The organism is Tritonibacter scottomollicae (genome assembly GCF_032924845.1).
GTDB lineage: Bacteria > Pseudomonadota > Alphaproteobacteria > Rhodobacterales > Rhodobacteraceae > Epibacterium > Epibacterium scottomollicae.
The window spans coordinates 3,368,852-3,388,890 of the sequence record NZ_CP136704.1 but is presented as its reverse complement, the minus strand read 5'-3'; the positions used below and the strand labels follow the sequence as shown (position 1 = coordinate 3,388,890).

Genomic DNA, 20,039 nt, shown 5'->3' with positions numbered 1-20,039 from the left:
GTCCTCCTTGCTCGGGTCAGGCGATAAGTTGCGTGCCGTTGCAGCCCGAAATCTGCGTCTGCACCAATTCGCCCTCGGTCTGCGGCGTGGCAAAGCTCACCTCGGTGAACTGCTCGGTGCGACCCATGTGGGCGTTCTCCATCAGCACGCTATGACGACGCCCGATCTGTGCCGCGAGATGCTTTTCCACCTGCGCGTCCCCAGCAGCGCGCAGCCGGGCCGCACGGTCCTTGATGACATTGCCATTCACCTGCGACGGGATCTTCGCCGCCGGTGTGCCTTCGCGCTTGGAATAGGGGAAGACGTGCAGCCAGGTGAGATCGCAGTCGGTGACCAGTTTCAGAGAATTCTCGAAATGCGCCTCGGTCTCCGTCGGGAAGCCCGCAATGATATCGGCGCCAAAGGTCATCTCGGGGCGCAGCTTGCGCGCGTCCTCGGCAAAGCGGATGGCGTCGTCGCGCAGATGGCGGCGTTTCATCCGTTTCAGGATCATGTCGTCACCATGTTGCAGGGAGAGATGCAGGTGCGGCATCAGGCGTGGCTCCGTGGCGATGGCCTGCATCAGGTTCTCGTCGACCTCGATCGAGTCGATGGAGGAAATGCGCAGTCGCGGCAGGTCCGGCACCAGCTTCAGGATGCGCATCACCAGATCACCGAGTTTCGGCGTCGCAGGCAGGTCGGCACCCCAGCTTGTGAGGTCGACACCGGTCAGCACCACCTCGTTGTAGCCTCTGTCCACCAGCCGCTTGATCTGATCCACGACGACGCCCGCCGGAACCGAACGAGAATTGCCGCGCCCGTAGGGAATGATGCAGAAGGTGCAGCGGTGATCGCAGCCATTCTGCACTTGCACATAGGCGCGGCTGCGGGTGCCGAACCCGTCGATCAGATGGCTGGCGGTCTCGGTCACCGACATGATGTCGTCGACCAGAACCTTTTCAGTGGTGCCGATGAAATCCGGCCCCTTGGCCATGCGCTGCCAAGTCTCGGGCTGCATCTTTTCAGTGTTGCCGATGACCTGGGTGACCTCGCTCATGGCGGCGAAGGTCTCCGGTTCGGTCTGGGCGGCGCAGCCGGTGACGATGATCGGCGCGTCCGGATTGTCGCGGCGCAGCTTGCGGATCTCCTGGCGCGCCTTGCGCACCGCCTCGGCCGTGACGGCGCAGGTGTTCACCACCACGGCATTCTCCAGCCCGGCCTGACGGCTGAGCTCCTTCATGGCTTCGGTCTCATAGGCGTTGAGACGGCAACCAAGGGTGGTGAATTTGGGCGCGGCGGTCACGAGGCGAGGCTTTCGAGGAACTGGCGGGTGAACGCGCCATCGGCGACATGCATGGTCGGGCCGGTCATCCAGACGCCATCGGCGCGCCAGTCGATCCAAAGCGTGCCGCCATCAAGATCGATCCGTACCTTGCGGCCCGTGAGGCCCCGGCGCGCAGCCGCCACGGCGGTGGCACAGGAGGAGGAGCCAGAGGCCAGGGTCACGCCCACCCCACGCTCCCAGACGCGCATGCGGATGTGATCAGGACCCGCCACATGGGCCACCTGCACATTGGTGCGTTGTGGGTAGAGCGGGTGGTATTCGTAACGCGGCCCGAAGTCCTCAAGCGGGATCAACTCCGCATTCTCGACAAAGAAGGTGCAATGAGGGTTGCCCATGCCAGTGGCCGTGGGCGCGCCTTCGATTGGCAGCTCCAGCGTGTCCATGGCCTCGGCCAGCGGGATCTCGTCCCACTCCAGTTGCGGCGGCCCCATATTGACTGAAGTCAGCCCCTCGCCCGCATCCTGTGCCATCAGATCACCGCGATCGGTGGTCAGATGCAGCGCGTCCTTTTGACTCTCATCCATCAGGAAGCGCGCGATACATCGGGTGGCATTGCCGCAGGCCGCCGAGGTGGAGCCATCTGCGTTGTAGAAAGTGAGATGCGCATCGGACGCACTGCCCGCCTCCCCCGCGGAGATCACGGCAAGCTGGTCGAAGCCGAGGCCGAACTGGCGATGGGCGATTCCCTTGGCCAAGGCGGGTGTCACTTCGAATTTATTGGCGCGGGCGTCGACAACAACAAAGTCGTTTCCGAGCCCATGCATTTTCATGAACGGCAACATATGATCGGGTCCTGGGGAGGTCATGAACCGCATATAGACCCCATGGGAAAATGAATCCAGAGATAGCGCGGAAAACTTTGAAATTGGGGGTTGACCATCTGCTGGCTTGACCGTAGAAGCCCCCCCTATCGGAACGGTATGATCAACGAGGTCAGACAGTTTCAGCCCAAAATAAGTTCTTGATCTTCCGAGATTAATCAGCTTTAAGGGCGTTCCGCGGAGGCCGGATACTTGCCTCCCCAGAGAGTGGGCCGTTAGCTCAGTTGGTAGAGCAACTGACTTTTAATCAGTGGGTCGCAGGTTCGAATCCTGCACGGCTCACCACTCTTTTCAACGACGAACGACAGGCATATTGTCGTCACAAACGAAATATTGACGCCTTTCGACACCTCGAACGGCGTTTCTCTATTTTCGGTGGCTGTGTCGGTTGATGGCATTAAATCTGTAGATTTCGCATGACTATCTGTGGGCAGGCAGCTTGGCCGTACACTTAGTAATCCCGAGCCAATTCTAAAGCCGCGCTCAATGATTTGTACCACGCCGCGAGTCCATCTATCAGAGCCGAAAGCGTGAAGCTCGTTGTTGTGTGCGCCGATACACCTACATCGTTCTGCAAGCTCCGTGTGGGGTAAATTCGCTGGTCATCTGCACATCCTTACCCCTAGACGCATGGCGCAGTTAAGCACCTTCATCGATGCGGTTGGCGAGTGGGCGACGCATATCTCGGCTGATACAGTTGAAAGATTCGCCAGCTGTTCTCGCCGGCAATATCAGGCGAACGGGCACCCCAAGTGAAGCTCCAAGGGCTGCTGTAGGGGCGCAGGCGTGAGAACGGCCTGCCTGCTGTCAAATTGGACTGCCTTCGTTAGCAAGGCGATAAAGGGTCAGCTTTGCTCAGCTTCGTCGACGGTTCTGCATACAGCCAACGTATGACACGCAGATTGGAAAGGGCGCAGTCGGCGATCATGGTGAGGTAGCAATCATTCCGTCCCGTCGCAACGTCAGCCGATGGAAGCCGGACAGCACCGGAGCGAAACGAGGTCCTGCGAATATCGAAGCATAAACACCGGACGCGATGGCGGATCTGGAGAGGCGATCACCAGTCAAGCAGAGGGAGCGAAAATGTACTGTATAAAGATGCTGGGACAGAGGTCGATGTGCCGCACTTCGACCGCGATTTAGCCGAAGTTCAGATCCTCGCGGCGGCCATATGCCGCGTCACTGCACTCGACACCCCGGTCACCGCCCCTTTTGATAAGGGCGTTATTGCGCAAATCGAAAAGAGCGATTCACTTGGCGAATCCTGATGGTTAGATCAGGCACACGCCAAAGCCTACACCCTCCGCTACCGCCCGACGAACTGGTCAATACCGCTAGCCCAGACAGTGCTTATGACATGCGGCGGTGTCATGGCGCGGTCATTGAACGAGGCGCGAACGGCATCATACCTATCCGCCGCAACGGTCGCGCCTGGGAGGCTCACCGCCCCGCGGCCATTGCGCGAAACGAGATCCTCTACGCAACGCGGAACCTAACCCGGCGCTCTGGAAGAAGTGCGCGATACCATGTCCGCGGTCGGATCGAGGCCGTGATGAACTGCCTCAAGCGCTTTGGGGAACGGATCGTGCCACAAGACCCCGACCGCCATGCCGCCGAAATCAATATCCGCATCGCGATCATGAACCCCGCCTCGGCCTTCGCTAGGGCAGAGATCAAAGGGTACCCCCCCATTTTTGATGGGGCTTAGCCGTAAAACTCAGGCGAGAAAGGGCACATTTACCCTCAAACCTGGCTTGCGCCACAACGCCTATTGAGCCTGCCAGTCTCTGTCACCGACTGCCCAGAGTCGCGATCAGAACCTTGCGGGTAGGAACAGCCGGCAGGCAGATCGCATCCTGGGTCTTCAATAATTGCAATTGGCTTGGGTGCGCTGGCCGCTCCTTGCGGAGCGACCTCTCTGAACTGGCTCAAATGCCCTCGAAGATCATTTAGGGCCTGAGTCCGCGGCCGGTTTAGTAGCTCGCACAGGCGAAACACCATCGCCGCACCGTGTGTCTCTTCGTGTCTCTTCGATTTTCACAGGTAGGGAGCTGACAGAAAAACTCTAGCATCTGAGCGCGCCGCAGCTTCTTGCGCACGACCTGAGGCGTCCGCAGTGTGCGCCTGCCTGGAACACGTTTTCGCCAGGCCGAACCCGGTTGTGGCAATCTCCGACGTGACCGCTCTCCTGCGTGGATCATCGCAAACCCACCTTGGCACACTGATGCCGTCGGAGGCGGTCACATCATCAAGGCATACTTCACGAGATGTTTCAGAAATCGAGATTTTCGACGCTGAGCGCATTCTTCTGAATGAACTCGCGCCGCGGCTCCACCACATCGCCCATAAGCTTCGTGAAGAGGTCGTCCGCTTCGATCATGTCGTCGACACGCACTTGCAGCAACGTGCGGGCATCGGGGTCCAGCGTTGTCTCCCACAGCTGATCCGGGTTCATCTCACCAAGACCCTTGTAGCGCTGCAGGCTGAGGCCTTTTTCGCCCTCATCCAAAATCGCCTTGAGCAGCTCCAACGGGCCATAGATCGCCTGCTGGCGATCCTTTCGATGCAGCATCGCAGGTGTGCCATAGATCTCTTGCAGGGACTTCGTGAAGCTACCGGTCTTGCGCGCCTCACCAGAGCGCAGCATTGGGCCATCCAACGTGCGCACCTCTTCGACGCCACGCAGAATGCGGGCCAGCCGAATGCCGTGATCCTGCGTGATGCGCCCCTGCCAGCCACGCTCATATTCCAGCGCAATCAGATCGAGACGAGTTGCAACCTTGTCAGCCACACCCTGAAGATCGCTGTCCACTGCACCAGGCACGAAGGCACCCGCAATGGCGGATTGCTCGAGGATATGGCGTGGGTAATGCGTTGGAAATGCATCCAAAAGACGCTTCAGGCGGCGCGCCTCATCGACCACCCGGGTCAGATCCTGACCGGCAATTTCAGACCCGTCACCAAGACGCAGGAGCGCACCATCGACGCCCTGATTGATGAGGTATTCCTCCATCGCGGCCTCATCCTTGAGGTAGACTTCGGATTTGCCACGCGCCACTTTGTACAGGGGCGGTTGTGCGATGTAGAGATACCCGCCCTCGATCAGCTCCGGCATCTGACGGTAGAAGAAGGTGAGCAGCAGTGTACGGATGTGCGCACCATCGACGTCCGCGTCAGTCATGATGACGATCTTGTGGTAACGCAGCTTTTCAATGTTGAACTCGTCGCGGCCGATACCGGTGCCGAGCGCCATCACCAGATTGCCAATCTCCTGACTGCCGAGCATACGGTCAAATCGTGCGCGCTCCACATTCAGGATCTTACCCTTCAAGGGCAGGATCGCCTGAGTTTGACGATCACGACCAGTCTGGGCGGAGCCACCGGCGGAGTCACCCTCGACGAGGAAAACTTCGGTCTTGGAGGGGTCCTTTTCCGAGCAATCCTTGAGCTTTCCAGCGAGGAAATTCACATCCATCGCGGTCTTGCGGCGGGTCAGCTCGCGCGCCTTGCGCGCCGCCTCACGGGCCAATGCAGCTTCGATGATCTTGCCGACCACCTGCTTGGCCACGTTGGGGTTTTCCTCGAACCATTCAGAGAGTTTTTCGCCCATCAGGCTCTCGACCACCGGGCGCACCTCGGAAGACACCAGCTTGTCTTTGGTCTGGGAGGAGAATTTCGGATCCGGCACTTTCACGGAAAGAACACAGGTCAGGCCTTCGCGGGCATCATCACCGGTGAAGGAAATCTTCTCCCGTTTGGCGATACCGGAAGACTGTGCGTAATTGTTGATCGTCCGGGTCAACGCGCCGCGGAAGCCCGCCACGTGGGTGCCGCCATCGCGCTGGGGAATGTTGTTGGTAAAGGGCAGGACGGTCTCGTGATAGCTGTCGTTCCACCACATCGCGATCTCGATGCCGATCTCATCGCGCTCACCCTTGATGTAGATCGGGGCCTCCATGACAGGGCTCTTGGAGCGGTCGAGGTATTTCACGAATTCCTTGACACCGCCCTCGTAGAACAGCTCTGTCTCCAGCCGCTCGGCCGGGCGCTCGTCTGCCAGCACGATGCGCACACCGGAGTTCAGGAATGCCAGTTCCCGCAGGCGCTTTTCCAGCGTCTCGAACGAGAATTCCAGATTTGAGAACGTGTCGGTTGAGGCCAGGAAGCGCACCTCGGTGCCCGTGCGATCGCCGCAATCGCCAACGACGCTCAGGTGCTCTGCCGTGTCGCCACGTTCAAACCGCGCCACATGCTCCTTGCCCTTGCGCCAGATGCGCAGCTCCAGCCAGTCCGACAACGCGTTCACAACAGAAACCCCGACGCCGTGCAGGCCGCCGGAGACCTTGTAGGAGTTGCTGTCGAACTTACCGCCCGCATGCAGCTGGGTCATGATGACCTCCGCTGCCGAAACGCCTTCTTCCTGGTGGATATCCACCGGAATGCCGCGACCGTTGTCACTGACAGAGACGCTGGAATCGGCATGAATTGTGACTGTTACACGATCCGCATGGCCAGCCAGCGCCTCATCGATGCCGTTGTCCACGACCTCATAAACCATGTGGTGCAGGCCGGAGCCGTCGTCGGTGTCGCCGATATACATGCCGGGCCGCTTGCGGACGGCCTCCAGCCCCTTGAGAACCTTGATGGAATCGGCGCCATATTCTGTCGGAGCTTGCTCGTTTTCGGACATTCACGTGATCCTATTTTTACTTTCGGATTTTATACGCGCTCCGAGGGGGGATGTCACGCGCAAGCCCCCTTTTTTCTTGGCAGAATCATGCTGCGCGCGCCCCAAGTTCAGCTGATTTTTCACACCATGCTTTGACCTGTGACTCCGCCGGATGTGACGCTGGTGCAAAAGAGGTGAAACGGGTTGGCTTGATGCCCACAAAACCAAGGATTTGCCGCGACAGGATCTTCTTGATCGCGTTCCCGTAGAACAGTTTCAGGAAGATCGACGGCGTATCCGACGTCATCAGAACGCGCGCCGTTTTTCCGGTCAGCATCGGCGCGGGCAACCCAAGCGCAGAGGTGTTGCGCGTGTCGAAGGTGCGGCCCGGCAATAATGCGCGATCAAAAGCCCCCTTGAGCTTGGCGGGCATCGCTCCCCACCACAGCGGCGTTGTGAGCACCACATGCTCCGCCCACTCCAAATCGCCGACGAATGCCTCCAGATCCGCTTCCAGAGGCTTGGCGCTATGATAGCCACCCAGCCCGTAGTCCATGTCGAACTGCATCGCCGAAAGGTCGTGGTATCGAACCTCGTGACCGGCATTTATCGCCGAGTCCCGATAGGCTTCGGCAAGGGTCTTGTTGAGGGACGTTTGGCCGGGATGACCGTTCAGGATGATGATCTTTCGCGTGGACATGACAGGCTCCGCTCTGCTAATTGTGACCGCGGTCAATTTGCCGCTGCCTCGTCAATGTCCACAAAAGTGACCATGGTCAACTTATAAATTGACCGCGGTCATATTTTTCTTATCGGAGGTTTCAACCTAATGCCACGCGCCCCGCAGAAACGTCGTTTGGAAACAAGGGCCAAGCTGCTGTCCGTTGCCGAGGAGATCATCGACACCCAGGGCTGCTCTGCGCTGCGCGTTGAAGACGTGGTGGAGAAAGCCGGCGTCGCCAAGGGCACGTTCTTCTCGCATTTCGGCGACAAGGACGGGCTGCTGACGGTGATTCTCGGCGCTCGAGTGATGGGTTTTCTCGACGAGATGGAGGCCGCACCCAGGCCGCAGAGCCCCGCCGAGATCGCCGACCGGCTCGCGCCGCTTTTGAACTTCGTGGCGCAAGATCGGGTCATCTTCGACCTGCTGTTGCGCTATTCGGGCACCACCGGGGCGGAGGTGGACGAGGTCATCACCCAAGGCTTCATCCGCCAGATCACTATGTTTGCTGGCTGGATCAACGCCCTGCAGGCCGAGGGGACCCTGCGCGCCGACACGGACCCTGCGCTGCTGGCAGAGGGTGTACAGGCCTTCCTGAACCATGTGCTCGCCATCGGTTTTTGCATGGAACACGCAGACAAGAGGCCACCGGCAGAGGCGATCCTGCCTTACCTGGAACGCTGGCTGGTCAGGTGAAGGGGATGATGGCCGCGACAGCGATCAGCAAATAGCCTGCGCCAAGGTTCATCCGCCTGAGTGCCGTGGGCGATGATAGCAACATCCGCACCCGCCCGACAAAGCCCGCGAGGATGATGTTGCCCAGCATCGGCACCACCATCGAAACCACGATGATCGCCGCGATGTCCTGCGCGTTCACCGCAGAAAGATCAAAGAACCCGGGCAGGATGCCCATGTAGAACAGCGCTGCCTTGGGATTGCCGAGGATCACGATGACCCCGGCCACAAATCCTGCCCAATGGCCAGGCCGGGTCAACCGGCTGTTGGTGCTGATCGGCTGGCCCGCGCTGCGGATCGTCGCAACCCCCATCACCAGAAACACCAGTACCGCCACGCCCTTCAGCACCAGCGCAATCTGGGCCGAGGCGGCGGTGATCCATCCAACCCCGAGGATCGCAACCAGCGGCCAGACAGCATCCCCGACCGAGACCCCGATCGCCAGTGGCCAGCCAGCGTGAAAGCCCCCCGCCATCGCCCGCGCCACCAGCGCCAGCCAGACCGGTCCGGGGGTGAGGAACAGCACAAAGACAGCGCCCGCGTAGATCGCGAGATCCCAGGGGGTCAAGGTCATGTCTGGCTCACCTCACTTATACCAGTCCTATCGGTTACAGTCAGATGCTGCGCCCGGTCGCCAAGCTCGGCAAACAACTCCGGCCCGGTGCCAGTCATCCAGGCCTGGGTGCCCAGGGCGCAAATCTCGTCATAAAGCGCGCCGCGGCGCCCCGCATCCAGGTGCGCGGCGACCTCATCCAACAGCAGGATCGGTGCCGCCCCCTCCTCCGCCTGCAACGCGCGCGCATTGGCGAGGATCAGCGACACCAGCAGCGCTTTCTGCTCGCCGGTGGAACACTCCTTTGCTGGTAGATTTTTGGCGGCGTAAGTGCCCAATAGATCGCTGCGGTGCGGCCCCACCAGGGTGCGCCCGGCCGCCAGGTCGCGGGCGCGCCCATCCGCAAGTGCGGCGTGCAGATCGGCGGCATTTCCGGGCATTTCGCCCTCGGCCTGAACAAGCTGCAGATCGGCTATCGGAAAGGCGGTCTCGGCCTCGGCCTGTGCCGCCGCAAGCCGTGCCACCGACGCCACGCGGGTGGCGTGGATGCGGTGGCCGGCCTCTGCCATCTGCCCTTCCAGCACCCGATACCAACCGGCGTCGCGAACATTGTCCTTCAGCAGCCGGTTACGCTCCCGCATCGCCTTTTCATAGGTCAATGTCGCCTCGGCATGATCGGGGTCGAAGCTGAGCGCGATCCGGTCTAGAAACCGCCGCCGCCCCTCAGCGCCCTCGATCCACAGCCGGTCCATCGCAGGAACCAGCCAGACCACTCGGGCGATGCGACCCAGTGCCACCTGACTGGCGCTTTTGTTGTCGATCTTCACCTGCCGGGCATTGCCGCCCTCAGAGGAGGTCTCCACCTCGTAGGCCTGTCGGGTGGTCTGCAAGACTCCGCGCAGCTTCCAACCGAGCGCCTCGGGCTGGCGCGCCATGTCGGCAGCCGAAGCCCGCCGCAATCCGCGTCCCGGAGAAAACAGCGACACCGCCTCCAGGATATTGGTCTTGCCAGCGCCATTGTTACCATGGATGGCCACGGGCCGCGCATCCAAATGCAAATCCGCCCGCAAATGCGAGCGGAAGTGAGAGATGAACAGGGAAGTCAGTGCCAGCACGGGCCTTCATCTTTCCAGAAATACCTCCGCCGGAGGCCGGGCCGAAAGGCCCGCTCCAACAAGGGTCAGACGCGCATCGGCATGACCACGTAAACCGCGCTCTCGTCGCTGCCTTCGCGCATCAGGGTCGGATCGCCGGAGGAGTTGAACATGAACACGGCGTTTTCGCGGTCCACCTGATTGGCGATCTCAAGAAGATACTTGGCGTTGAAGCCGATCTCCAGCCCCTCGTCGTTATAAGCCACCGCCAACTCTTCTTCGGCGGCACCGCTATCGGGCGCGTTCACCGACAGCACCAGGCGGTCCTCGTCCAGCTGTAGCTTCACCGCACGCGAGCGTTCCGATGACACCGTGGCCACCCGGTCCACCGCCTTGGCAAACTCGCTGGCGTCCACTTCCAGCCGCCGGGTGTTGCCCACTGGAATCACCCGTGTGTAGTCGGGGAAGGTGCCGTCGATGACCTTGGAGGTCAGGGTGATGTTCGGCGTGGCAAAGCGCACCTTGGTCTCTGAAACCGACACCGCGATGTCCATCTCGTCATCGTCCAGCAGCTTGCGCATCTCGCCCACGGTCTTGCGCGGCACAATCACGCCGGGCATGTCCTCGGCGCCCATCGGCAAATCCGCGTCGATGCGGGCCAGACGGTGACCATCGGTGGCGACGCAGCGCAGCACCTTGCCGCCGCTCTCACCGGTGGAGACATGCATGTAGACACCGTTCAGATAATAGCGCGTCTCCTCCGTGGAGATGGCGAACTTCGACTTGTCGAACAACCGGCGCAGCACGGCAGCGTTGGCGGTGAAATTCGAGTGGTACTCCGAGGTGGCCATCACCGGGAAATCCTCGCGCGGCAGGGTCGCCAACGAGAAATTCGACCGGCCGGCCTCTACGGTCAAGCGGCCCGTTGCGGCATCCGCAGTGAGGGTCACCAGCGCGCCATCGGGCAGCTTGCGGACGATTTCATGCAGAGTGGTGGCGGCGACCGTGGTGGCACCGGCGCGCTCCACCTGAGCGGGGGCCTTGTCGACCACCTCGATATCCAGGTCGGTGGCGCGGAACATCACGTCGCTGCCCTCCGCCTCGATCAGCACATTTGCCAAGATCGGAATGGTGTTGCGCCGCTCAACAACCGACTGTGCCTGCGCCACAGCCTTCAGAAGCGTACCGCGCTCAATGCTGATCTTCATATCCCTCATTCCTCTTTGGCTGGCAGTCTTGGAAAGGCGGTGGTTCGACCGGACCGGCAGATTAACGCCCCCACCCTTCAACACAAGGTTTTTTATTGATTTCTCCAAGGGATTGGAGGGGCCGTCAAGGGCTGAGAGCCGCGCCTGTGCTCAAAGACAAAAAACATTTCCGGTTGCGTCTGATTTGCCGCGCCCCAAACAAAAACCGGCCCCGGTGGGCACCCGGGGCCGGTAAAGATCGGCAGATGAATTTGAGGCGCCACCTGCCTGTTTTCTTTTGGCGCTACGCCTCCAAAGAGCGGCGCAGCATTTCCACGTCTTCGGCGATCTGGCCGTCGATTGTTTTCAGCTCTTCGATGCGGCGCACCCCATGCATGACGGTGGTGTGGTCGCGCCCGCCAAAGCGGCGTCCGATTTCCGGCAGGCTGCGGCTGGTCAGCTGCTTGCAGAGATACATCGCCACCTGACGCGGCCGCGCATAGGAGCGCAGGCGCTTGGGGCCGATGATGTCGGACATGCGGATGTTGTAGTATTCCGACACCTTGCGCTGGATCTCCTCGACGGTGATCTTGCGCTCGGAGGCGCGCAGCACATCCGCCAGACAGTCCTGGGTGAGATCCATGTCGATCTCACGCCCCACGAGCGAGGCGAAGGCGAACAGACGGGTCAGCGCGCCCTCAAGCACCCGCACATTGGTCGAGATCCGATGCGCCAGCAGCTCCAGCACACCATCCGCGATCTGCAGATCCGGGTAGTTCTTGCGGTTCTGCTCCACCTTGGTCTGCAGGATGCCCAGACGCAGCTCGTAGTCGGTCGGATGCAGGTCCACAACCAGGCCACACTGCAGGCGGGATTTCACACGATCCTCGAGATCCTTGATCTCGCCCGGCGCACGGTCGGCAGAGATGATGATTTGCTTGTTCTGATCCACCAGCGCGTTGAACGTGTGGAAGAACTCCTCTTGTGTGGAATCCTTACCGGCAATGAACTGCACATCATCGACCATCAGCACATCGACGGAGCGGAACAGGTGCTTGAAATCCATCATCTTGCGTTCGCGCAGCGCCTGCACGAAGCGATACATGAACTGTTCTGCCGACAGATACAGCACGTTCAGCTGTGGGTCGCGTTCTTTCAGCTCCCAAGCGATAGCGTGCATCAGGTGCGTCTTGCCTAGCCCCACGCCACCATACAGCACCAGCGGGTTGAAGGTCACGGGACCGCCCTCGGCCACGCGACGCGCGGCAGCATGAGCCAACTCGTTGGGCTTACCCACAACAAAGCTGTCAAAGGTAAACCGCGAATCCAGCGGAGCCGCTTGCAGCTCTTCCAGCGGAGACTTCGCTGAGGCGACGGCGTCCCGCACGGCAGGCTGCTCCGAAACGGCATTCTGCGTTGAGGCCATCGGTGCCTCGATCGCTTCGGATACCGTCGGCTGTACCGGACGAGTCGGGGAATTCGCGGCGACCTTGAAGGCCAAACGCTGAACCGGTTCACCCGACAGGTTAAATTCATGCAGGATCAGATCCGCAAAGTTCTGGCTAACATAGTTGCCCATGAAATTTGTGGGCACCTGAAACGTAGCCACCCCCCCGGAGACCTGCTCCAGTTCAAGCGGCTCAATCCATGTCGTAAAGTTGTTCTGTCCCACCGTCTTTAGCAAACGTTTTCTTAGTAGACCCCATGTGTCGTCTGTCATGCTGCGCCTCACGCATCCTATGTTATGGCCAATTGTAACGGCCTTTCGTATCGTCCCAATCCGCTTGCCACTAATGCGGCAACCAGATGCGATCGGGCACAAAAAGAGCGCTGCCAGCCTGCAAGCAAGCTGACATTCACGTGTTTCGAAAACCGAAAACAACGTCAAAAGCGCGCGACACCACACAAACGTCCGCGACGCAAAAAAACGCTCAACCCTTAGATCGCTGAAGTAGGACAGTTGCCTAAACACAGTGTTCAGCGCAGTGCGCCAATATATCACTGTCCGGTGCCACGCGCAGCGCGCAGTTCACCAGCCATGACAACTCTAATGCCCGTTAGAGTTGCCGCGAGCAGCCTGTCCCCCCAGCGAATGAATCGCTGTAACAGTGGTAGCAATTTCGGGCAGGGAGCGGCAACGAAACTATGATGTTGACTCCGGCTTCGGTGGCAAAGAATCCCCGAGACTCATCAGAAGTGACCGAAATCCCTAAGACAAAAAAACACCGCCATAGGCGGTGCTTTTTAGTATTGAAATCTAGAAAACCACCGCGTCCTGCGGCGCCCTAGAATCGTCTGTTCGCAAGTGCGAGTCGAGCCTTAGCCCAGGGCCTTCACACGCGCGGACAGACGGGAAATCTTACGGGATGCGGTGTTCTTGTGGTAGACGCCTTTGGTCACACCACGCATCAGCTCTGGCTGTGCCGCACGCAGGGCTGCGGTTGCAGCTTCCTTGTCGCCGGATGCCAGTGCTTCTTCGACTTTACGCAGGTAGGTACGGATGCGCGAACGACGAGCTTTGTTAACAGCAAAGCGCTTTTCGTTCTGACGTGCGCGCTTCTTTGCCTGAGGTGTATTTGCCATGGTGTGGTGACCTTATCTTCGAGTTCGTAGTGTACAATAATGGCGAATGCCAGCCGAACCCGGATCAAGTCACCGGTCGTGATTCTAGCCAGAGCGGGCTGCACGCGCATGTATGACGGCGGTTCCTAATGGATTTCCTGTACAAGCGCAAGCAAGCAATGCGCCCCCGCTTCGGAGACGGTGTGGCCAAAGAAAAAGCGGGCACATCATGCCCGCTTTGAATCACTGTATCTCTTCGGCAGCTACCGGACATCAGAGCCGACCAGAGGCTCCGCACGTCTTCGCAGGTGGCTCGCCCTCAAATCCCGATTACTTATCCCGGAACTGCGCTTCGCGCTTTTCGAGGAACGCTGCCATACCTTCTTTTTGATCTTCGGTTGCAAACATCGAGTGGAAAACCCGGCGCTCGAACAACATACCTTCGCTCAACGGCACTTCGTAGGCACGATTGACCGATTCCTTCACTGCCATCGAGGTCAGCACCGATTTTTCGGTGATCTTCTGAGCGGCAGCCATGGTCTCTTCCAGCAGCTTCTTGGCCGGGACGACCCGTGATACCAGACCAGCACGCTCTGCTTCTTCGGCCGCCATGAAGCGCCCTGTCAGGTTCATATCCATGGATTTGGATTTGCCGACAAACCGGGTCAGACGTTGCGTGCCGCCCATGCCGGCCACGACACCGAGGTTGATCTCTGGCTGGCCAAATTTGGCAGTGTCCGCAGCAATGATGAAGTCGCACATCATGGCGATCTCACACCCGCCGCCCAGCGCATAGCCAGAGACAGCCGCGATGATCGGCTTACGGATGGCCGAAATACGATCATTGGCAGCGGCAAACAGGTTCGATGTGAACACATCGACATAGCTCATTTCCGACATCTCCTTGATGTCGGCGCCCGCGGCAAAGGCTTTCTCCGAGCCGGTCAGCACGATGCAACGCACCTTATCGCTGGCATCCGCTTCTTCCAAAGCGGCACACAACTCACCCAGAAGGACGGAATTGAGCGCGTTCAACGCTTCAGGCCGGTTCAGCTTGATGAGGCAGACGTGGTCCTGAGTATCGACGTTGATCGTCTCATAGGCCATGACAGTTCGCTTTCGATTGTTTCTCCTGAGCTTCCAGTCCTTATCACGGCGGCTCTCGCTTTCAAGCTATCTTTGGCACTTGCCACAGTAGAAGGAGGATCGCCCGGATTGGGTGATTCGAGCCACTGTACCATCGCATCCCTCGCGCCTGCAGGGCGCACCTTCGCGTCCATACACATCAAAGCTGTGCTGGAAATATCCAAGTTCTCCATTGGCTTGCCGGAAATCCTTGAGCGAAGAGCCGCCTGCGATGATAGCCTCCTGAAGCACTTGGCGAATGATAGGCACCAGAGACGCAACCCGCGTTTCACTGATCCGGCCCACTTCGCGACGTGGCGAAATGCCCGCCCGGAACAGCGCCTCGCAGACGTAGATATTGCCCAGTCCGGCGATGATTCCCTGATCCAGAAGCGCCGATTTCACCGGCGTGCGGCGCCCCTTGAAGGCGGCGACCAGATGCGCCTCGTGAAAATCATTACCCAAGGGCTCCGGCCCCAGCACCGCCAGCAGCTTGTGGCGGTCCGCGGTGGCCGTTTCCAGCAGATCCATCGCGCCAAAGCGGCGCGGGTCGTTGAATGTCACTCGGGCACCGTTTTCCATATGGAACACCACATGGTCGTGTTTCGCCTGCGCCGGGTGGTTATGCGCGAACTGCCCCAGCGGGTCGCCAGAGACGGTCATCCGCCCGGACATGCCCAGATGCACCAGCAGGGTCTCCCCGCTATCAAGGTCCGCTAGGATGTATTTTGACCGCCGCCGCATCGCAACAACGCGCCGCCCGGACAGCCGATCCGCCATGCCGTCGGGAAAAGGCCAGCGCAGATCAGGACGGTTCACGTCGGCGCGTGTGATCACCGCACCCTCCATCGAAGGCTGCAGCCCCCGCATCACCGTCTCGACCTCGGGCAATTCTGGCATTAGATGACTCCCTGACAGATGGGCGCATTGTACCGCCCTGTGAGCGCTCTATAACAAGTGCGAAACTGCGAGGACGGCAAGCCATATGACCGAGAAATCTGACAGCACCACCCATTTCGGCTTCCAATCCGTGCCGGAGCACGAAAAGGCGGGCCGGGTGCAGGGCGTATTCAACTCCGTCGCCTCCAAATATGACGTTATGAACGACGTAATGAGCCTCGGGATTCACCGGGTCTGGAAGGATGCGATGATGGACTGGCTGGCCCCGCGCCCCGGCCAGCGGCTGCTGGATGTGGCGGGCGGCACCGGCGATATCTCCTTCCGCTTTTTGAAACGCGCAGGCCAAGGTCATTCCACAGTGCTGGACCTCACCGCGCCGATGCTGGAAGAGGGACGCAAGCGTGCCGAGGCCGAGCAGATGGCCGACAGTCTGGATTGGGTCACCGGTGACGCGATGGCACTGCCGTTCAAGGACAATACCTTTGACGTCTACACGATCTCTTTCGGCATCCGGAATGTGACCCGCCCGCAGGAGGCCTTGAACGAAGCCTACCGCGTGTTGAAACCCGGCGGCCGCCTGATGGTGCTCGAATTCTCGCAGCTGCCCAACGACGGGCTGCAAAAGCTCTATGATCTCTACAGCTTCAACGTCATCCCCCGTATGGGCGAGATGATTGCCGGCGATTACGACAGCTACCAGTATCTGGTGGAATCGATCCGCAACTTCCCCGATCAGGACAGCTTCCTTGGGATGGTCAAACAGGCCGGTTTCGAGAATGCCAAATTCCGCAACCTGTCCATGGGTATCGCGGCGCTGCATTCCGGCTGGAAGATCTGAGCCATGCGCGGTCCTCACAACATCATCCGCCTGATCCGGACAGGCGCAACCCTGGTGCGCACAGGTGCCATGAACGTGGTGCTCGACGCCTTTGACGCCCCGGCGCCCCTGCGCATGGTGGCCTACACGCTCGGCTGGCCGTTCCAGTGGCTGGGCTACAAGGGCGATCCCGCAATGCCCCCTGCCCCGCGCGCGCTGACAGCGCTGGGTCCGGCCTACATAAAGTTCGGCCAGGTGCTGTCGACCCGCCCGGATGTGGTGGGCGAGGACATGGCACTGCAATTGCGCGTGCTGCAGGACAAGCTGCCGCCCTTCGCCAAAGAGCGTGCCATGGCCGAGGTGGAAAAGGAACTGGGCCGCCCGGTGTCTGAGATCTTCTCGGAGTTTTCCGAGCCGATCGCCGCCGCGTCGATCGCGCAGGTCCATCACGCCAAACTGGCCGACACCGGTCAGGATGTGGCGGTGAAAGTGCTGCGCCCGGGCATCGAGCGCGCCTTTCGCAAGGATGTGGATGCCTTCTATTTTGCTGCCCGGATCGTTGATATTTGCGCCCCCGGCGCCCGGCGCCTGCGGCCGATGGATGTGATCGAACATTTCGACGGGGTGGTCCGGGGCGAACTGGATCTGCGACTGGAAAGCGCTGCCGCCTCGGAATTTGCCGACAACACCGCAAAAGATGCGGGGTTCAAGCTGCCGCCGGTCAAATGGGACCTCTCCGCGCGCCGGGTGATGACTCTGGGCTGGGCCGACGGGTTGCCGATCGGCGACAATGCGGCGCTGGATGCTGCCGGTCATGACCGGCGCGCCCTCGGCGAACGGGTGCTGTCGCTCTTCCTCAACCATGCCCTGCGCGACGGATTCTTCCATGCCGATATGCATCAGGGCAACATGAAGGTGGCTGCCGACGGTGACATTATCGCCTATGACTTTGGCATTATGGGGCATATCGACCTCTACACCCGCCGGGTCTATGCAGAAATCCTCTATGGTTTCATCAAGCGCGATTATCAGCGCGTGGCCGAGGTGCATTTCGAGGCCGGTTACGTGCCCGCCCATCAGGATGTGGACGAATTCGCCCGTGCTCTGCGTGCGGTGGGAGAACCGATCTTTGGCATGGACGCCACCCATATCTCCATGGGCCGCCTGCTGAATTATCTATTCGAGGTCACAGAACGGTTCGGCATGGAAACCCGCACCGAGCTGATCCTGTTGCAGCGCACCATGGTGGTGGTGGAGGGCGTGGCCCGCTCGCTCGATCCGCGTATCAACATCTGGGACGTCGCCAAACCGGTGGTGGAGGATTACATCAAGTCGTCGATCGGCCCCCGCGCCATCGCCGCCGATCTGGGCAAAACCGCGATGGTTCTGGCCCGTTTCGGCCCCCGTTTGCCGGGGCTGGTGGAACGCGCATTGATCGCCCAGGCTGGCGAGCCGGAAGCCGACCAGGGCCATCGCCCGTGGAAACGCGCCGCCGCCCTCGGCGTGGTGGCCGGGATCGTCACAACCCTCCTTGCCACACATATGCTCTGACAGTCAGGGGCGCGGCCCAACGCCGCGCCCCTCATTCTTCTAACTCCAAACATCCCGTGGTGAATGGCCCAAAAGGCCAGAGGGGCAGCGCCCCTCCCCCAAGGCGCAGATCACAGCCGTTCGATCGCCAGCGCAATGCCCTGTCCGCCACCAATGCACATGGTGATGATCGCGCGGGTACCGCCGGTGCGCTCCAGCTCATAGAGCGCCTTGACGGTGATGATGGCTCCCGTGGCGCCCACCGGATGGCCAAGCGCAATTGCACCACCGTTGGGGTTCACCCGATCTGCATCCAGTCCCAGCGCCTTGTTCACCGCCAGGGCCTGCGCGGCAAAGGCCTCGTTGGATTCGATCAGGTCGAAGTCACCCACCGTCATGTCGATCCGCTGCAGCAGCTTCTCCACCGCCGGGATCGGCCCGATGCCCATCACCTCGGGGCGCACGCCGGCATGGGCATAACCGAGGATACGGGCCTTGGGTTTCAGCCCAGCCTTCTCCGCCGCATCCGCCGTTGCCAGCACCAGTGCTGCCGCGCCGTCGTTGATGCCGGAGGCATTGCCCGCCGTGACCCGGCCGTCTTTCTGGAACACAGCGCGCAAGCCTGCCAGCGCCTCCATCGAGGTGCCCTTGGGGTGCTCATCCACCTCAAACGGCACCATGTCGCGCTTGACCTTCACCTCGACCGGGACGATCTGCTCCTTGAAAGACCCCGCCTCGATGGCCGCCGCAGCTCGGGTCTGGCTGGCCAGCGCAAAGGCGTCCATCTGGGCGCGGGTGATCTCGTGCTCATCGGCAACCTTCTCGGCGGTGACGCCCATATGGCCAGTGCCGAAGGGGCAGTTCAGGGCCCCCAGCATCATGTCGAGGGATTGCACATCCCCCATCTTCTGCCCCCAGCGGGTCGAGGGCGTGATGAAGGGGCTGCGCGACATATTCTCGGCCCCGCCTGTGAGTGCAAACTCTGCATCGCCCAGCATCAGGGCCTGAATACCGGAGACGATCGCCTGCGCGCCCGAGCCACACAGCCGGTTCACGTTCATCGCCGGCACACTGTCCGGCACGCCAGCTTGCATCGCCGCCACGCGGGACAGATACATGTCGCGCGGTTCGGTATTGATGACATGGCCATACACAACGGAGCCGATCTGCGCGGGCTCCACCCCGGACCGCTCCATCGCCGCCTTTGCCACCACGGTACCCAGATCGATCGGCGCAGTCCCCGCAAGCGATCCGCCAAAGGTGCCGATGGCGGTGCGCGCGCCGTCCAGAATCACGATATCGGTCATGTCTCACTCCTCATGTGCTTTGCCGATCACTATGCACCCGCAGCATCAACCTGTCGCCCGCAACGTCCCGTCATTGACACTCCCCAGCCGGCGCGCCACTACTCCGTTATGACGGAAACGACAGACGATATCCTGACCCTCCTGCCTGCCCGCCTGAAAGAGGCGCGCCGGGCGCAGGGTTTGAGCCTGGAGGCGGTGGCCAACCTCTCCGGCGTCAGCCGCTCCATGGTGAGCCAGATCGAACGCGGCGAAAGCTCGCCTACCATCGCGACCCTGTGGAACCTGACCCGGGCCTTGCAGGTGGATTTTGCCGGGCTCTTGGAAACCGGCGAGGCGGTGGATCATATCGAGGTGCTGCGCGCACCGCAGGTTCCGGTCATCGACAGCAAATCCGCCCGTTGCACCATCGCGATCCTGTCACCGCCAGAGGACGTCGGCGGGCATGAGGTCTATGACATTAGCTTTGCCTTGGGCGGCGCGCTGAACAGCCAACCGCATGGGCCGGGCACTTTGGAGCAGCTGACGGTGCTGGAAGGGGCGGTCGTGATCACCTCCGGCACCGCCAATGAGCAGCTGTCGCCGGGGGACACTGCACGCTACGCAGCCGATGTGCCCCATGCCATCACGGCCCTCGATGGCCCGGCGCGGGTGTTTCTGATCGTGAAGACGGGCTGAATGGTCTGAATTCCAGTAT

At 60.7% G+C, this 20,039-nt stretch carries 17 protein-coding genes, 1 tRNA gene and 2 pseudogenes; 7 read left to right on the top strand and 13 right to left on the bottom strand.

Annotation, left to right across the window (positions count from 1 at the left end; translation table 11 throughout):
* Nucleotides 1-16: 16 nt before the first annotated feature.
* Both mtaB and dapF read right to left on the bottom strand, forming a co-directional pair.
* Complete coding sequence (gene mtaB / locus R1T40_RS16805; protein ID WP_317384931.1) at nucleotides 17-1,282, bottom strand: tRNA (N(6)-L-threonylcarbamoyladenosine(37)-C(2))-methylthiotransferase MtaB; 1,266 nt, start codon at nucleotides 1,280-1,282, stop codon at nucleotides 17-19.
* A complete protein-coding gene (gene dapF / locus R1T40_RS16800) occupies nucleotides 1,279-2,106 on the bottom strand; it encodes a diaminopimelate epimerase (protein ID WP_317384930.1) in 828 nt (275 codons plus the stop codon). The genes mtaB and dapF overlap by 4 nt, the downstream gene beginning before the upstream one ends.
* Nucleotides 2,107-2,354: 248 nt before the next feature.
* Here dapF and R1T40_RS16795 point away from each other — a divergent pair.
* The 3 genes and pseudogenes from R1T40_RS16795 to R1T40_RS16785 form a co-directional block, all read left to right on the top strand.
* Nucleotides 2,355-2,430: transfer RNA gene (locus tag R1T40_RS16795), tRNA-Lys, on the top strand.
* Between the two features lie 833 nt (nucleotides 2,431-3,263).
* Entirely contained in the window at nucleotides 3,264-3,413 is a 150-nt protein-coding gene (locus R1T40_RS22305; protein WP_394804998.1) for a hypothetical protein, read from the top strand.
* A 38-nt stretch (nucleotides 3,414-3,451) separates the two neighbouring features.
* Nucleotides 3,452-3,853, top strand: a pseudogene (locus R1T40_RS16785) (transposase); the annotation flags it as partial.
* Between the two features lie 94 nt (nucleotides 3,854-3,947).
* Here the strand turns inward: R1T40_RS16785 and R1T40_RS22300 are convergent.
* The 3 genes and pseudogenes from R1T40_RS22300 to R1T40_RS16770 all read right to left on the bottom strand — a co-directional run.
* Nucleotides 3,948-4,173, bottom strand: a pseudogene (locus R1T40_RS22300) (IS110 family transposase); the annotation flags it as partial.
* Between the two features lie 244 nt (nucleotides 4,174-4,417).
* On the bottom strand, nucleotides 4,418-6,835 hold the full coding sequence (gene gyrB / locus R1T40_RS16775; protein ID WP_317384929.1) for a DNA topoisomerase (ATP-hydrolyzing) subunit B: 2,418 nt from the start codon (nucleotides 6,833-6,835) through the stop codon (nucleotides 4,418-4,420).
* A gap of 85 nt (nucleotides 6,836-6,920) precedes the next feature.
* Nucleotides 6,921-7,514, bottom strand: a complete 594-nt coding sequence (locus R1T40_RS16770) for an NAD(P)H-dependent oxidoreductase (protein ID WP_317384928.1) — start codon at nucleotides 7,512-7,514, stop codon at nucleotides 6,921-6,923.
* A gap of 129 nt (nucleotides 7,515-7,643) precedes the next feature.
* On the opposite strand from R1T40_RS16770, the gene R1T40_RS16765 reads away from it, so the two are divergent.
* The gene (locus R1T40_RS16765; protein ID WP_317384927.1) at nucleotides 7,644-8,231 is read left to right on the top strand and encodes a TetR/AcrR family transcriptional regulator; all 588 of its coding nucleotides are present in this window, start codon (nucleotides 7,644-7,646) and stop codon (nucleotides 8,229-8,231) included.
* Here the strand turns inward: R1T40_RS16765 and R1T40_RS16760 are convergent.
* The 7 genes from R1T40_RS16760 to mutM all read right to left on the bottom strand — a co-directional run bounded on the left by R1T40_RS16760 (nucleotide 8,224) and on the right by mutM (nucleotide 15,691).
* Nucleotides 8,224-8,844, bottom strand: a complete 621-nt coding sequence (locus R1T40_RS16760) for a LysE family translocator (protein WP_317384926.1) — start codon at nucleotides 8,842-8,844, stop codon at nucleotides 8,224-8,226. The two genes, R1T40_RS16765 and R1T40_RS16760, sit on opposite strands and share 8 nt — an antisense overlap.
* On the bottom strand, nucleotides 8,841-9,938 hold the full coding sequence (gene recF, locus R1T40_RS16755; RefSeq protein WP_106162357.1) for a DNA replication/repair protein RecF: 1,098 nt from the start codon (nucleotides 9,936-9,938) through the stop codon (nucleotides 8,841-8,843). Before recF ends, R1T40_RS16760 begins: the two co-directional genes overlap by 4 nt.
* Nucleotides 9,939-10,003: 65 nt before the next feature.
* Nucleotides 10,004-11,125 carry a DNA polymerase III subunit beta gene (dnaN, locus tag R1T40_RS16750; RefSeq protein ID WP_106162358.1) on the bottom strand — a complete coding sequence of 374 codons (1,122 nt, stop codon included), beginning with the start codon at nucleotides 11,123-11,125 and terminating at the stop codon, nucleotides 10,004-10,006.
* A gap of 283 nt (nucleotides 11,126-11,408) precedes the next feature.
* Nucleotides 11,409-12,824: a chromosomal replication initiator protein DnaA gene (gene dnaA, locus R1T40_RS16745; RefSeq protein ID WP_106162359.1), complete on the bottom strand. Its 1,416-nt coding sequence runs from the start codon at nucleotides 12,822-12,824 to the stop codon at nucleotides 11,409-11,411.
* A 599-nt stretch (nucleotides 12,825-13,423) separates the two neighbouring features.
* The gene (gene rpsT, locus R1T40_RS16740; protein ID WP_106162360.1) at nucleotides 13,424-13,687 is read right to left on the bottom strand and encodes a 30S ribosomal protein S20; all 264 of its coding nucleotides are present in this window, start codon (nucleotides 13,685-13,687) and stop codon (nucleotides 13,424-13,426) included.
* Nucleotides 13,688-13,996: 309 nt separating this feature from the next.
* On the bottom strand, nucleotides 13,997-14,773 hold the full coding sequence (locus tag R1T40_RS16735; RefSeq protein ID WP_106162361.1) for an enoyl-CoA hydratase: 777 nt from the start codon (nucleotides 14,771-14,773) through the stop codon (nucleotides 13,997-13,999).
* Between the two features lie 66 nt (nucleotides 14,774-14,839).
* Nucleotides 14,840-15,691: a bifunctional DNA-formamidopyrimidine glycosylase/DNA-(apurinic or apyrimidinic site) lyase gene (gene mutM, locus R1T40_RS16730; protein ID WP_317384925.1), complete on the bottom strand. Its 852-nt coding sequence runs from the start codon at nucleotides 15,689-15,691 to the stop codon at nucleotides 14,840-14,842.
* 85 nt (nucleotides 15,692-15,776) lie between these two features.
* On the opposite strand from mutM, the gene ubiE reads away from it, so the two are divergent.
* Both ubiE and ubiB read left to right on the top strand, forming a co-directional pair.
* Nucleotides 15,777-16,529, top strand: a complete 753-nt coding sequence (ubiE, locus tag R1T40_RS16725) for a bifunctional demethylmenaquinone methyltransferase/2-methoxy-6-polyprenyl-1,4-benzoquinol methylase UbiE (RefSeq protein ID WP_317384924.1) — start codon at nucleotides 15,777-15,779, stop codon at nucleotides 16,527-16,529.
* 3 nt (nucleotides 16,530-16,532) lie between these two features.
* A complete protein-coding gene (gene ubiB, locus R1T40_RS16720; RefSeq protein WP_317384923.1) occupies nucleotides 16,533-18,059 on the top strand; it encodes a 2-polyprenylphenol 6-hydroxylase in 1,527 nt (508 codons plus the stop codon).
* 110 nt (nucleotides 18,060-18,169) lie between these two features.
* Here the strand turns inward: ubiB and R1T40_RS16715 are convergent, their stop codons facing one another.
* Complete coding sequence (locus tag R1T40_RS16715; RefSeq protein ID WP_317384922.1) at nucleotides 18,170-19,345, bottom strand: acetyl-CoA C-acyltransferase family protein; 1,176 nt, start codon at nucleotides 19,343-19,345, stop codon at nucleotides 18,170-18,172.
* Nucleotides 19,346-19,453: 108 nt separating this feature from the next.
* Between R1T40_RS16715 and R1T40_RS16710 the strand changes: the two genes are divergently transcribed.
* On the top strand, nucleotides 19,454-20,020 hold the full coding sequence (locus R1T40_RS16710; protein WP_317384921.1) for a helix-turn-helix domain-containing protein: 567 nt from the start codon (nucleotides 19,454-19,456) through the stop codon (nucleotides 20,018-20,020).
* Nucleotides 20,021-20,039: the final 19 nt, after the last annotated feature.

What these genes read in the sequence shown, in the direction of transcription:
- dapF (WP_317384930.1), bottom strand. Translation starts at nt 2,106, where the DNA reads ATGTTGCCGTTCATGAAAATGCATGGGCTCGGAAACGACTTTGTTGTT.
- gyrB (WP_317384929.1), bottom strand. Translation starts at nt 6,835, where the DNA reads ATGTCCGAAAACGAGCAAGCTCCGACAGAATATGGCGCCGATTCCATC.
- R1T40_RS16770 (WP_317384928.1), bottom strand. Translation starts at nt 7,514, where the DNA reads ATGTCCACGCGAAAGATCATCATCCTGAACGGTCATCCCGGCCAAACG.
- R1T40_RS16765 (WP_317384927.1), top strand. Translation starts at nt 7,644, where the DNA reads ATGCCACGCGCCCCGCAGAAACGTCGTTTGGAAACAAGGGCCAAGCTG.
- R1T40_RS16760 (WP_317384926.1), bottom strand. Translation starts at nt 8,844, where the DNA reads ATGACCTTGACCCCCTGGGATCTCGCGATCTACGCGGGCGCTGTCTTT.
- dnaN (WP_106162358.1), bottom strand. Translation starts at nt 11,125, where the DNA reads ATGAAGATCAGCATTGAGCGCGGTACGCTTCTGAAGGCTGTGGCGCAG.
- dnaA (WP_106162359.1), bottom strand. Translation starts at nt 12,824, where the DNA reads ATGACAGACGACACATGGGGTCTACTAAGAAAACGTTTGCTAAAGACG.
- rpsT (WP_106162360.1), bottom strand. Translation starts at nt 13,687, where the DNA reads ATGGCAAATACACCTCAGGCAAAGAAGCGCGCACGTCAGAACGAAAAG.
- R1T40_RS16735 (WP_106162361.1), bottom strand. Translation starts at nt 14,773, where the DNA reads ATGGCCTATGAGACGATCAACGTCGATACTCAGGACCACGTCTGCCTC.
- mutM (WP_317384925.1), bottom strand. Translation starts at nt 15,691, where the DNA reads ATGCCAGAATTGCCCGAGGTCGAGACGGTGATGCGGGGGCTGCAGCCT.
- ubiE (WP_317384924.1), top strand. Translation starts at nt 15,777, where the DNA reads ATGACCGAGAAATCTGACAGCACCACCCATTTCGGCTTCCAATCCGTG.
- ubiB (WP_317384923.1), top strand. Translation starts at nt 16,533, where the DNA reads ATGCGCGGTCCTCACAACATCATCCGCCTGATCCGGACAGGCGCAACC.
- R1T40_RS16715 (WP_317384922.1), bottom strand. Translation starts at nt 19,345, where the DNA reads ATGACCGATATCGTGATTCTGGACGGCGCGCGCACCGCCATCGGCACC.
- R1T40_RS16710 (WP_317384921.1), top strand. Translation starts at nt 19,454, where the DNA reads ATGACGGAAACGACAGACGATATCCTGACCCTCCTGCCTGCCCGCCTG.